The sequence below is a fragment of the Bariatricus sp. SGI.154 genome (genome assembly GCF_050313795.1).
Taxonomy (GTDB): domain Bacteria; phylum Bacillota; class Clostridia; order Lachnospirales; family Lachnospiraceae; genus CAMBRQ01.
The window spans coordinates 40807-53840 of sequence record NZ_JBNPMC010000012.1 but is presented as its reverse complement, the minus strand read 5'-3'; the positions used below and the strand labels follow the sequence as shown (position 1 = coordinate 53840).

The 13034-nt window shown below is 45.6% G+C and carries 10 protein-coding genes and 1 other RNA gene; 3 read left to right on the top strand and 8 right to left on the bottom strand.

Features of this window, described 5'->3' with window-relative positions:
* Positions 1-43 precede the first annotated feature (43 nt).
* The 3 genes from ACQRBN_RS07600 to ACQRBN_RS07590 form a co-directional block, all read right to left on the bottom strand.
* Positions 44-1558: a VanW family protein gene (locus ACQRBN_RS07600; RefSeq protein WP_427738393.1), complete on the bottom strand. Its 1515-nt coding sequence runs from the start codon at positions 1556-1558 to the stop codon at positions 44-46.
* A 168-nt stretch (positions 1559-1726) separates the two neighbouring features.
* A complete protein-coding gene (gene nth, locus ACQRBN_RS07595) occupies positions 1727-2353 on the bottom strand; it encodes an endonuclease III (protein WP_427738392.1) in 627 nt (208 codons plus the stop codon).
* 31 nt (positions 2354-2384) lie between these two features.
* Positions 2385-4127: a B12-binding domain-containing radical SAM protein gene (locus ACQRBN_RS07590; RefSeq protein ID WP_427738391.1), complete on the bottom strand. Its 1743-nt coding sequence runs from the start codon at positions 4125-4127 to the stop codon at positions 2385-2387.
* 143 nt (positions 4128-4270) lie between these two features.
* On the opposite strand from ACQRBN_RS07590, the gene ffs reads away from it, so the two are divergent.
* Positions 4271-4533, top strand: an RNA gene (gene ffs / locus ACQRBN_RS07585) — signal recognition particle sRNA large type.
* A 67-nt stretch (positions 4534-4600) separates the two neighbouring features.
* Here ffs and tadA read toward each other — a convergent pair.
* The 4 genes from tadA to ACQRBN_RS07565 form a co-directional block, all read right to left on the bottom strand.
* Complete coding sequence (gene tadA, locus ACQRBN_RS07580; RefSeq protein WP_427738390.1) at positions 4601-5074, bottom strand: tRNA adenosine(34) deaminase TadA; 474 nt, start codon at positions 5072-5074, stop codon at positions 4601-4603.
* A 41-nt stretch (positions 5075-5115) separates the two neighbouring features.
* Positions 5116-6081 (bottom strand): DUF6128 domain-containing protein, encoded by a 966-nt coding sequence (locus ACQRBN_RS07575; RefSeq protein WP_427738389.1) that lies wholly within the window; start codon positions 6079-6081, stop codon positions 5116-5118.
* An 89-nt stretch (positions 6082-6170) separates the two neighbouring features.
* Positions 6171-7598 (bottom strand): deoxyguanosinetriphosphate triphosphohydrolase, encoded by a 1428-nt coding sequence (locus tag ACQRBN_RS07570; protein WP_427738388.1) that lies wholly within the window; start codon positions 7596-7598, stop codon positions 6171-6173.
* Between the two features lie 28 nt (positions 7599-7626).
* Positions 7627-8949: a hypothetical protein gene (locus ACQRBN_RS07565; protein ID WP_427738387.1), complete on the bottom strand. Its 1323-nt coding sequence runs from the start codon at positions 8947-8949 to the stop codon at positions 7627-7629.
* 496 nt (positions 8950-9445) lie between these two features.
* Here ACQRBN_RS07565 and ACQRBN_RS07560 point away from each other — a divergent pair, with 496 nt between their 5' ends.
* Both ACQRBN_RS07560 and ACQRBN_RS07555 read left to right on the top strand, forming a co-directional pair.
* Entirely contained in the window at positions 9446-9784 is a 339-nt protein-coding gene (locus ACQRBN_RS07560) for a P-II family nitrogen regulator (protein WP_427738386.1), read from the top strand.
* 123 nt (positions 9785-9907) lie between these two features.
* A complete protein-coding gene (locus ACQRBN_RS07555; RefSeq protein ID WP_427738385.1) occupies positions 9908-11158 on the top strand; it encodes an ammonium transporter in 1251 nt (416 codons plus the stop codon).
* Between the two features lie 118 nt (positions 11159-11276).
* Here ACQRBN_RS07555 and ACQRBN_RS07550 read toward each other — a convergent pair whose 3' ends face one another.
* Positions 11277-13019 carry a glycoside hydrolase family 2 protein gene (locus ACQRBN_RS07550; protein WP_427738384.1) on the bottom strand — a complete coding sequence of 581 codons (1743 nt, stop codon included), beginning with the start codon at positions 13017-13019 and terminating at the stop codon, positions 11277-11279.
* Positions 13020-13034 lie beyond the last annotated feature (15 nt).

The window sequence follows — 13034 nt, the reverse complement described above, 5'->3', positions numbered from 1 at the left end:
ATCTATATCCATTAAATAATTCAGAACCGCATACACAGCCGAACTACAACTGTGCCGCCTGAACAACCGCCTCATTGATCTTCCCCTGATCCTGGGTCGCAATTGCCGCTCTCACCAACGCCGCCGCTTCCGCATTCTCCGAAGCCGTCCCTACCTTAATGATCTGATCCGATTTCTCATATGTACTATAGTTAATCACATCCCGGCTGACTTCCACTCCATCCTGGTACACTATCTTCCACAACTGAGCCGTCTTACCGGTATGCGGACTTCCCGCATAACTTATGCTGCCAAGAGGTGCCTCTGCGTCCTCCTTGTAAGTGACCCCATAGTCATCCGTCGTAAGCGTTTCACTTTCAAAATCCACACTTCTTCCCGGATCACGGGTCTCTTTTCCATATATTGTAAACCTTAATTGATTCGCGCCATCAATCCCCGCCGCTATATAGATAGGGGTATCATAACTATTTTTAAATACAAAGTCCAGATAATCCCCTGCAATCGCCGCATCTCTGGAAGGTGACACATAATTTACCAGCATGGAGTGCGGATACCGCTCCACGACCTCCAGTTCTGCGAATAACACCGCATTATATAACGTCGTGGATACCTGGCAGATTCCTCCGCCAAAAGAGTCCACTACCTGCCCGTTCTCATAAGATCCTGCTTCTACATATCCATGCTCTGCATCATAAGGAGCCGTCTCATCATGAACCGACAGTTCTTCTCCCGGCATCAGTACTTTGCCATTCAAATGATCCACACCCGTCTTAAGGTTCTGCCATCTCTCGCCTCCGCCTGCATCTGTAGAAAATGTTCCCAATTCATCCTGTATGGTCTGTAGGTCTTCCTCCGTGACCTTCGGCTTCTCTTTCTTCAAAACCATCTTAACGGATAGGTCTTCATGTTTCCACTCATGATTCAATGCATTCTCAATCTCAGATAAGGAAGATTCTATATTAACGGTCTTTCCTTCCTGTTCCTTGGTAATCCGGAATCCGCCTGCACTCTTCTCAATCGCTGCATCTACCGCATGATCCGCCAGCGGCACCACGCGCTCTGTAATAATGGCACCAGCCCTTTCCTCATCCAATATAAAATTCTCCGCCAGCGTCAGTCTCTCTTTAGAAAGTCTTTTTAACTTCCGATAACGTCCCCAGATGCTGCCCTTTTTTCCATAATTTACCGCTTTTTGTATCGTCTTATCTATATCCTGATATGCAAGCCCCAGTTCCTCCAATGTTGCGTTCGCAGATGTATCTCCCACTTTCATGGTCACCACCTTCGCCTGGTCTTCTGCCAGATGCTGCTGTAACGCTTCCTTTGCTTCCTTCTGAGTCATCCCGGATACGTCCATGTCTCCGATAAAGATATTGTCGCAGATCTTATCTTCCGGGAATTCCCCCACATAGTGATGCAGAATTCCATATGCAACGCCTAAGATAATGAAAGCACACACGCAAAATAGACCTGCAAGCACTCTCCTTCTTCTCCGTCTTGCTTTGGATATCTTCTTCCTCTTGCGTCCCGTTTTCTGTCTACGATACTCTCCTGCCATTCTAATCCCTCTATATCTCTCTGATAACTAACACTACACCATCAGATATGGTATGATCGTGGTTGCAACCATAGCCACTATGACAACCATGATCACAATCGCTATAATTCTCCTAGTCTTTCTGTCGTTAAAATTCATACAACTACCTTCTTCTCTCTTGATACTTCACTACATTTTATACTCTTTGCAATATTTTTGCAAGAAACAATTCTGGCACTTCGGGCTCCTTGCCGTACAGATCGTCCTGCCAAACGTTATAATCTGGATATTATACAGAATCCAATGATCCTTGGGAAGTTCTTTCATCAGATCCATCTCTATCTTCTCCGGGTCCTGATTCTTCGTAAGACCCAACCGGTTAGAGATCCGCTTCACATGAGTATCTACCACAACACTCGGATCATGATAGATATTACCCCGAATCACATTGGCAGTCTTCCTTCCCACACCCGCCAGCGAAGTCAGATCTTCCAGTGTATGCGGAACTTCTCCGTCGAATTTATCCCTGATATCCTTCATGCAGGCAATGATATTCTTCGCTTTATTATGGTAGAATCCCGTGGGCTTAATATCCTGCTCCAGTTCTTTTAAGTCCGCCTCAGCAAATGCTTCTACCGACGTGTACTTCTGAAACAGATCCGCCGTCACAATATTCACTCTGGCATCCGTACACTGCGCACTCAGCATAGTTGCAGCCAAAAGCTGCCACGGAGTCTCGTAATTCAGATAGCATACATATTCGGTTCCATACTGTTCATCCAGCAGTGCCAGTATCTCTTTCGTTCTTTTTTTCATGATATCTCCTTATCTATGTAATCTGCTTTCTCTATCCTTCACAGTGTTTTCTCTTCTCTTTATAAAGTTTCTGTGCTTCTACTGCGCAAGTTCTTGCATCCTGACTCAAAGGATTCCGCTCCTGATAATCGAACAGAATGTATTCCCCAAGATAATCAAAATATTCCAGATGGGTCATCTTACGCATCTGATTCCTGTCATAACCAGCATATGTCGGAAGATACTCCCGCATCTCTTCCTCATTTTCATAAAATGCCCTTAACTGTTCTTTGGACACCTTATACTCTCCGGCGAATTCCGGGCGCATCTTCGCATTCTCCCGAAGATAATAATCATACGTTAACAATTCCCGGTAATACTCCTTCTTTGCCTCATGGTTTCTTTTAATATATTCCAACAGGATCTCATACCTGGCGCTTCGCTTATGCTGGATGCTGCCAAGATTCTTCTCCTCATAAAACCCGCGCAGCTCATCGTACATTCGGAACGCCGAATCATACTCTCCCTCCAGCGCTTCCATAGTATAGGTAAACTGTCTGCTATTATAATATACCTCTACCATCTCCTCTATGCCCTTCAGCCGGATTACATCCTCATAGATCAGCCACTTGGTATATAAGACCTCATAAGGCGGCTTACTCTTATAGACCAGTCCATACGCTTCTTTTTGCTCTTCCATATAAGATCCCTTCAGAACTTTCAGGAATCCCAATTGCAACTGTTCCGGTTTCAATGCATAGACATCATCAAACGAACGGGCAAAACTATGGATATCTTCATATGGAAGCCCTGCAATAAGATCCAGATGCTGATGAATATTCCCACTCTTCCGGATTCTATTCACAATCTTCGCAACCTTCGCAAAATCCATCGTCCGGCGTATCTCCCGGATGGTATCCGGGTTCGTAGACTGTACCCCGATCTCTAATTGCACCAGTCCCGGGCGCATGCTCTCCAGAAGCCGAAGTTCCTCTTCATTCAAGAGATCGGCTGCCACCTCAAAATGAAAATTCGTAATTCCTCTGTCGTGTTCTACAATATAGTTCCAGATAGCCATCGCATGATCATGCTTACAGTTGAATGTCCGATCCACGAACTTCACTTGCGGCACTTCATGGTCGATAAAGAACTGTAATTCCTTTTTTACCAACTCCAGATTCCGGAATCTCAGTCGCTTGTCCACAGACGAAAGACAATAACTACAGGAAAACGGGCATCCCCGGCTGCTCTCATAATAGACAATCTTGTGTTCAAAATCTTCAATCTGATGATAGATAAATGGCACTTTGCTTAATGCCATAACCTGACGCCACGGCTGTACCTCCACATCTCCTTTTGAATCTCGGAAGGTAATCCCGTCAATCCTTCGCAGGCTTTCATCTGTGCCTCCCTCTTCACGATATGCCCTGCACAGCCTTGCGAATGTCTCTTCTCCTTCCCCTTTCATAACACCTTTCACTTGGGGAAGACGCCCCAGAACATCTTCCGAGTCATAGGATACCTCCGGGCCGCCAAGCCAGATTGGCAGACCCTGTCTTAATTTCCCCAGTTCCCGGATAAGATCCTCGATATATTCCAGATTCCAGATATAGCATGAAAAACACAGGACATCCGGCTTACGCTTATAGATGTCCATGAGAATATCATCTTTCTGCTGGTTAATCGTATATTCCGCCAATTCAACCCCTTCATCCTGCGAATATGCTTTCAGGCTGTACACGGCAAGGTTCGAATGTATGTATTTGGCATTCACAGCCACCAATAATATCTTCATGTTTATCTCCCAATCTCCATTATCATATGACATGGATGATTTTTGCCTGAATTATAACATGCATCATCCAAAAAGTCAGTACTATAACACAAGGTTTTTCCTTACCCCATTGACATTTCGCTTAAAATAATGTAAATTAGAACTCGTGCAGCCGGGGTGTTAGCGGTACCTTGTACCTGCAATCCGCTATAGCAGGGGTGATATTGCGCAGAGGGCATAGATTTGTAGAGCTGCCCTTGACAAGTGGCGTCGAGGCTTGGGTCTTACGCGACGGAATTCTGTGAATCGTGTCAGGTCGGGAACGAAGCAACACTAAGCAGAACCTTCCGGGTGCCGTAAGGGTGCCTGGGCTGAGTTAACTGTTAAGGTAACGTCTGGGAATCTACGTTCGAAGCGCAATGCACAAAGAAGAGCATATGATAAGAGGGTATCCGCATCGTCATCTTACGACTTTGGAACACCCTCTTTTTATTTTACTTTTCTCTTTTCTTCGCTTCCCGCAATTCCTTGAAAAATGACTTCATCATCTGGCTGCATTCTTCTTCCATTACCCCGGTTGTCAGTTCCACCTGATGATTGAATTCCTCCATCTGGAGCAGATTCAGAATAGAACCTGCGCACCCGGCTTTCGGGTTCATACAGCCTACTACCACTCTGGTCATCCGGGATTGTACAATCGCGCCGGAACACATCTGGCAGGGCTCCAGAGTCACATACATGGTGCATTCTTCCAGACGCCAGTCATTCATCTTCCTGCTTGCTTTTTTAATTGCAATCAGTTCTGCATGTGCCAGTGTATTCTTATCCGTCGTCCTTCTATTATAGCCGCGCCCGATAATCTTATCCTGATATACAATGACGCATCCAATCGGGACCTCACCGATCGCATAGGCTTTTTTCGCCTGTTTGATCGCTTCTTTCATGTATTTTTCGTCTATACTCTGCATCGTACTTCTCCATATATCCATCGTTATATTCTGATGATTCATCACCTGGGCGGCTGTCTTTTGACATAGCGGCACCAGTATCCGAACTGCTCCTGGTCATTCTTCTCTTCCTCTGTAAGTTCTATACGGATATCCCGAATCGGAACAAATTCCGAGAAGCCAAATGCCCCCGCCGCCTTTGCCTCCTGCGGATGATAGATGCCAGGCACGCCAAGCCTTAACCGCTCTCCATCATCCAGAAGCACAAGATGATGGTAATTATAATATCCATGCAGCAGAAAACTATTATTGGACCACTTCCATTCACATCTTGGAAGACGCGCCAGTTCACTGCGCTGGATCTTAGAGCACTTAAAAGGGCTGGCAGGCTGCGCCTCGGATGAAGAATCGCTTTTTACGTTCTCCGCACATGCCTCTTCCATCATCTGCACCTCTTCCCCCTCTTCAGACGGAGAATTTTCTGGTTCCATCTTTTCTTCCGAAACCTTATCTGTCGGCATATCTTCTGAGGATGTGTTCTCTGAAGGCACCTTTTCCGGCGCTTCCGCCTCTGGTATCTCCTCCATACGCTCTTCCCGCTGCGTCACTTCCTGCCGCATTCGTTCCTCTAGCCCTTCCGGCTTCTGCCGCCATACGCGCATATGCTCTATATCGACAGGCATGTCATCCCACACAGCAGCATATCTGTGTCCCGTCTCACTCTCTAGGATAATCCCGTTGATCCGCGTGAAATTCCCCGGCACTCCAACATCCTCTTTCGTATAATACAGCCTGTAATTAATGGCAGGGTTCACATTATCCACTGTTCCCTGCCATATGCCTACGCATTCATCACCATCTTCATAGAACAGATAGATGCTCAACTTCTTCTCGCCTTTCATGTGCAGCCCTTTGCCATGTATATGTACCGCACACTCCTCTTCACCTTGCTCTACTTTAATGAAACCCACATTGCGTAGTCTTCTTCCCTGGTTATATTCGTACAGATAACGAATAAAACGCTTCAAACCTTCACTTCCAATCCTGGTTTATTTATCACAATCTATTCTCCAGGATTGTAAAAAATGCATACTTTATTTTCTTATATATGAATCGCCTATATAATCGCCTTCAACTCCTGATACAATCTCTTGGCATAACTGTCCGTCATTCCACAGATATAATCCGTTACCAGAAGCAGCCTCAGATACAACTTCTCAATCTCCGATTTCCCTTCCGCCTGATAATGATACGCCCGCTTATAATTGCTTGAAATAAAAGATACCATCCTCGCACTGATTGCATCCATCTGCTGCGTGTGGTCATCATACTTCACAACTGAGGTCATGAACTTATCCATTAAGAAATCCAGCATCGTCCCTTCTGTCACTTCCATCCGGTAGATTGCTTCCGCTGTGAACACTTCGCGAAATGCCAGATCTCCCAGAAGATCCATTAATTTCTCCGCAAATGTCTGATAGAAAAGGTCATGTCCGTAAGTCCCCTGCATAATCGCCTGATAATTGGAGGTGAATCCATATGTCGCACAACTGATCAGGAATCCCTGCACCCGGATAATCCAATTCTTAATCGCATACTCTTCCGGGTTCTCCACATGTTTCTCTTTCCCGCGCAGATACAGTTCTGACAATTTATCCGCCGGCTGAAATCCACCGCTTCCTGCACCCGAATATGTCTCCTGCAATTCTGTCAGTTCATCCAATAATTTATAATACGTCAAAAATCCCTTGATATATGCATCCTCAATATCCGCCGTCTTATAAGCAATATCATCCGCCGCCTCCAGAATGAATGTCAGCGGATGTCTCTTCCCATTCGTCCCCGTCTCTCTGGAAACCTCTTCATATATCTCCTGATCCGCAAAATAATATCCCAGTTTCTTATCCTTGATATTACCGGACTTCTCATTGATTTCCACAGAAGACACCGGATATTTCACAATCGTACTGAGAAGGGCATAGGTAAGATTCATCCCATTCTCATCCACTAGAAAATGCAGTTTGCTCACCAGCCTCAGTGCCTGTGCATTGCCCTCAAAATGATAGAAATCTTCCCGCATCTGCGGTGTCAGAATCTGATCAATCGGTGTTCCATGATACTGAAGCGCCGACAGATTCTTCCGAAACCAATCTCTGATTGCATCTTCCCCAAAATGTCCAAACGGCGGATTCCCAATATCATGAATCAGCCCCGCACACTGAAGAATACTGCATATCTCCTCTTTCATCCTCGGAGTGAAACTCGAATCTTTCTTATATACCAATATATTTTCTCCAATATTCTGTCCCAGAGATTTGGCAAACGAGGACACCTCCAGTGAATGTGTCAGCCTCGTTCTGATAAAGTCGCTCTTATCCAACGGGAATACCTGAGTCTTGTCCTGTAGACGGCGAAATGACGCACTGCCAATAATCCGATGGTAGTCCTTCTCGAATTCACTGCGCAGGTCAGAATTCCTGGTATATCGATTCTTTGCCGAACTTCCTCTATTTCTCTTCGTTGATAATAACTGCTCCCAGTTCACTTACGTTCAACTCTCTTCCTGCCATTCTCTAATCCAGATAGATCGGCGGATCATAATCCTTGCCAAGGAGCATCTTCTTTCTCTCCTGATATCCAAGAAATGCCCACTCCGTCATATCTGTCCACGCATGATTGCTTCTGTCATACACCTGCACATAACCAATTCTCGTCGGATGCATACGCACACTGTTGGACTGATACTCTCTTCCGGTATATGGATTCACATCACCATTGACAAGATCTTCTTCCTCCTGGCTTTCCTGCATATAATCTTCCTGTATGGATTCTTCGTCCATATATTCTGCAGATTCTTCGTCTACATAATCTTCCTGCACATACGCCTCTTCTGCATAACCTGTATCTGCATCATCCTCTGTATATCCATCCGCATACTCATCTGTAACATACTCAGTCTGCCGATCATCTTCATACTCAGCCTGTGTAACTTCCCCATTATACAGCTCCCGCTCGTCTTCTTCCACTATGTATTCATCCTGAGCATGTGGTTCTTGTTCTTCCTCTTGGCGAGACAAATCTTCTGTTGGCTGCGTGACTATCGACTGCGAAACTGTCGATTGTGGAACTTCCTGCTTCTTCTTACGCCGCTTCAGATAGGCTCTCCATCCACGGACTTTCTTCTCAGGCTCTTCTTCTATAACTGATGTCTCGTCTGATACCTCTTCTTGTGGCTCATCCGGATACTCTTCCGCTATCTGCTCTGACGATTCTCTCGGGACCTCTTCCTGTTCCCCCGTTGACAACTCCTCTGTCGACGCCTCATAACCAGCCTCCTGATGATCCGCCACAGACTCTTCTATAGATTCCTCATATCCTGAAGTCTCATACTCCGAAGTCTCGTACTCTAATGCGTCATGCTCTGATGCATCATATTCTGATGTACTGTAATCCGCCTCCGGCAGTTCTGCATTCTCTGCCTCTGCCAATGGCATCTCCTCAACCGGCTCCTCTTCGGGCGGCAGTTCCGCATTCCCCTCCAAGGCATCCAGGACTTCGTGAATCTCCACAAGTTCGCCAATCGTAATATCCCTTTCATGAGCCACTGGCGCCGCTTCCGCGGATGCCTTCTCCTGTCTGTCTTCTATATTATTATGTGTTCTTTCTGTTGGAATACTTTCACCCAGAATACTTAATTGAAACGGGCATCCGAGGATCTCCGCGATCATACGCATATCCTGCTCCTGAAAATTATCCCTGCCCAGTCTCTGTGTCAGATTCTGGCGGGACATCTTCTTCCCGGTCTGCGCTTCAATCGTCTCAGCGAGTTCCTTAATCGTCATACCCTTACGACTCAAGATAATTTTGACTTGCTCCCCAAACGTTAAATCCAGCATTGCTTGTCCTCCTTATTCAATTACTTTTGTATACTCACCCATCAGGCTTAATCTTTCGTTTCTGTAAACTATTCTATTTCTTGATAAACCTAACTTTTTCCCTCACTTTATTCTAACAAATACTTAAAAACCCGTCAACCAATGCCCTGAAGAAATTATGCACAAGGAATCTATTTTTCCATTATATTAACTACCAAATTTTTGTAAAATCTTTTGATTTTTCTGTACATTTCTCATAAAATATTAATTTTTTCTAAAATTGCTATTTACAAATCTCTCCGTCCGTGTATAATAAAGGTCATCAAAAACAAGGGCGTTTTCCTTCGGGAAGATGCCCTTACTTTTTATATCATAGGCAACTTCGTTCCCTATGATATAAACCCCTCCGGGGGATCGCACTGCGGCGAAGTAGAAGATGTCGCTAAGGCAACCCCGCAGGCGGAGAATCCTGCAAATCAGGATTCTATTTCATAAAGGAATTAAGGAGGTAAGTGCTATGAAGAAACTGGAGATTATCATTCAGCCGGAGAAACTGGAAGACTTAAAATCAATTCTTGACGAAAGCAGCGTAAACGGTCTGATGATTAGCAATGTAATGGGTTACGGCAATCAAAAGGGACACAAGAAAGTGTACCGCGGTGCAGAATATAATGTAAATCTTCTTCCGAAAGTAAAAGTTGAAACTGTGATCGAACCGGATGTTGCTGAGATGCTGATTGAAAAGATCGTATCTGAGATTCGTACCGGTACATACGGTGATGGCAAGATCTTCGTATATGAAGTAGAAGATGCAGTTCGTATCCGTACCGGCGAGCGTGGATCGGATGCTTTATAAAATCCTGATCCCAGCAATCAGACAACTCAATACCGCAAACTATCAAAGGAGATAATCGCGAAAATAAAAAATTGCAGTTATCTCCTTTCTTATTCCATTTTACGTAAATGAGGAGGTAATTATATGGATTTAGCAACTTTAATAGGAAATGGCATGGATGCCACAGAAGCAGCCGGTCTGCTTATGAATGTCATGTGGACCATGGTCGGTACAGTACTCGTATACTTTATGCAGGCCGGATTCGCAATGTGTGAAGCAGGTTTCACAAGAGCCAAAAACACTGGCAATATCTTAATGAAGAATATGATGGATTTCGTTCTTGGAAGTTTGTTCTTCTTCATATTCGGATTCGCGATCATGCATGGAACCGACTGGAACGGAATCATCGGAATCAAAGGTTTCTTCAATCCAACTTCACTGGCAGATGCGGACGGTATGTTTAACGGCCTCCCAATCGGAGTCTTCATGATCTTCCATACGGTGTTCTGTGCAACAAGTGCAACTATCGTATCCGGATCTATGGCAGAGAGAACTAAGTTCGCAGCATACCTGGCGTACAGCGCAACAATCAGTATCTTCATCTACCCGGTATCCGGACACTGGATCTGGGGCGGCGGCTTCTTATCTCAGTTAGGATTCCACGATTTCGCCGGATCTACCGCAGTACATATGGTCGGCGGTATCTGCGCACTGGTTGGCGCTAAGATCCTCGGACCTCGTATTGGAAAATACGACAAAGACGGCAAAGCAAGAGCCATCCCAGGCCACAACCTTCCAATCGCAGCACTCGGCGTATTCATCCTGTGGTTCTGCTGGTTCGGATTCAACTGTGGTTCTACTACCGCAGCATCTACAAGCCTTGGTCATATCGCTATGACTACAAACCTTGCAGCAGCAGCGGCAACATTACTGGCTATGATCGTAACATGGGTTCGCTATGGCAAACCTGATGTATCCATGACATTCAATGGCTCCCTTGCCGGACTTGTAGCGATCACAGCAGGCTGTGATGTGGTAAATGAATGGGAAGCAATCATCATCGGTGTTCTTGCCGGCATCCTGGTTGTATTCTCTGTAGAGTTCTTCGATAAAATTGCCAAGATTGATGACCCGGTTGGTGCCATCAGCGTACACGGTGTATGCGGTGCTTTCGGAACAATCCTGACCGGTGTCTTCGGAAACGGCTACACACTCGGAACTCAGCTACTTGGCGTTGCAGCAACAGCAGCATTCGTATTCGTTATGGCATTCATCGTATTTACGGTCATTGATAAGACAATTGGTCTTAGAGTTACCAGAGAAGAAGAAATCGACGGACTCGATGTTCACGAACATGGTTCTTCTGCTTACGCAGATTTTAACTTTAGAATCTAGTCCATGGCACATAGATTTCCCACTCTATCAATATCAAGCGGACGGGGAGCAGTTGTATCATTACAACTGCTCCCCGGTTTTGCCATACCTCTGACACATTCGCACAGATGCGTTACCATCACAGCACCATCTTCCCATTCAATTCCCGAACCACGGTTTCATCCATCTTCATGATCTCCCTGTCATATGTAAGAATCCCGTTCACCTCTTCTTCAACATCTGACAATTGCGTATACACCGTAGCAGATAGCCCCTTCACAATATTCGGAATCACTTCTCGTTCTATCCACTCCTGATACCCATGCGTCAGTTCTTTCTTCTTAACATATATCCTGTATCCATACACCTTCTTATACATCCGATGCCCCGGCACACTTAAGGAATATCCGCCGAATTCCGTAAGCGCCGTCACTCTTCGTTCCGGACGTATTTTCAGCGGGAAGAAATAATCATGAATACTCCGGATATCCCCGCCTCCCTGATCAAACCAACCACTTGCCTGATCGATCAATCTGGAATCATCAATCTCCCTCGCGATCCGGGTCACCACATCCGCATGGAACTGCCCCCAGCCCTCATTGAAGATTACCCACGTCACAATCGAAGGATGATTATACAGGTGATGCATCGTCCTTCGCATCTCGTGGACGAATTGCCTCCTTCCCCGCTCTTCCTTTCGACCAAGCAACCTCAAATGAGAATCTTTCATTTTAATATGAAGAAACTCCATCGCCGTTGCCATATAAGTAACATGCCACGCCTTGTATGGTCTTCCTCCATTCACCATATCCTGCCACACCAACATCCCAAGACGGTCACAGTGATAATACCATCTCTGCGGCTCAATCTTCAGATGCTTCCGCAGCATATTAAATCCCAGATCCTTCATCGTCCGGATATCATAGACCATAGCCTCGTCACAGGGCGGCGTATACAGACCATCCGGCCAATATCCCTGATCCAGCACTCCTTTTTGAAAATACGGCTGGTTATTCAGATACATTCGAGGGATTCCTCTGCCATCCTTCTCCACGCTAATCTTACGCATGGCAGCATAACTTTGGACACAGTCTTCACCCATTCTGACTTCTATACTATATAGATATGGATCTTCAGGACTCCAACTATGCATATACGGCAACGGTATGTCTACGCATCTCCCTGTTATTCCTTCTGCCTGAATCGGCTGCATATCCTCAGAATACACCATAACGGATATATTTTCCCGAAAACGAGAGTTCACTTTTATACGGAGAATTTTCTTATCATATAAGGGCATTGTAACAATATCTTCAATATGTTGATCCGGAACAAGTTCCATCCACACCGTCTGCCAGATTCCACTCTGCGCCGTATAGAACATACCGCCTCTGTTCAATCTCTGCTTTCCCCTACTATAATAGGAAGCATCACTGTAGTCCCTGACCATCACAACCAGTTCATTCGCCTCTTCCTCTAAAGCATCTGTCACATCCACGGAAAATGGCAAATAACCACCCAGATGCTTCTTCAGAATCTTTCCATTCACGTAAACGACCGCATACTGGTCCACCGCGCCAAAATTAAGAATCCATCTCTTTCCCTCTTCCGGCTTAACCTGAGATGGCAGCATTCTGCGATACCAAAGATATTCCGCCGGCTTCAACTGCCGGTTCACCCCCGACAGAGACGCCTCCGGCGAAAACGGAACCAGGATCTCACCATCATAATCCTGCGGCATCCCGTCCTCTATGGCAATCACATATTCCCAGACTCCATTCAGATTCACGTAACTCTCCCTCCGAAGCAGTGGTCTGGGGTACTCCTCCAATACGTGCTCTCTATCAATCTGCTCTGTCCATCTTGTCTTCAATTGCTTCATACACATTCCCCCGTA

What these genes read in the sequence shown, in the direction of transcription:
- ACQRBN_RS07600 (WP_427738393.1), bottom strand. Translation starts at nt 1,558, where the DNA reads ATGGCAGGAGAGTATCGTAGACAGAAAACGGGACGCAAGAGGAAGAAG.
- tadA (WP_427738390.1), bottom strand. Translation starts at nt 5,074, where the DNA reads ATGCAGAGTATAGACGAAAAATACATGAAAGAAGCGATCAAACAGGCG.
- ACQRBN_RS07560 (WP_427738386.1), top strand. Translation starts at nt 9,446, where the DNA reads ATGAAGAAACTGGAGATTATCATTCAGCCGGAGAAACTGGAAGACTTA.
- nth (WP_427738392.1), bottom strand. Translation starts at nt 2,353, where the DNA reads ATGAAAAAAAGAACGAAAGAGATACTGGCACTGCTGGATGAACAGTAT.
- ACQRBN_RS07565 (WP_427738387.1), bottom strand. Translation starts at nt 8,949, where the DNA reads ATGCTGGATTTAACGTTTGGGGAGCAAGTCAAAATTATCTTGAGTCGT.
- ACQRBN_RS07590 (WP_427738391.1), bottom strand. Translation starts at nt 4,127, where the DNA reads ATGAAGATATTATTGGTGGCTGTGAATGCCAAATACATACATTCGAAC.
- ACQRBN_RS07555 (WP_427738385.1), top strand. Translation starts at nt 9,908, where the DNA reads ATGGATTTAGCAACTTTAATAGGAAATGGCATGGATGCCACAGAAGCA.
- ACQRBN_RS07550 (WP_427738384.1), bottom strand. Translation starts at nt 13,019, where the DNA reads ATGAAGCAATTGAAGACAAGATGGACAGAGCAGATTGATAGAGAGCAC.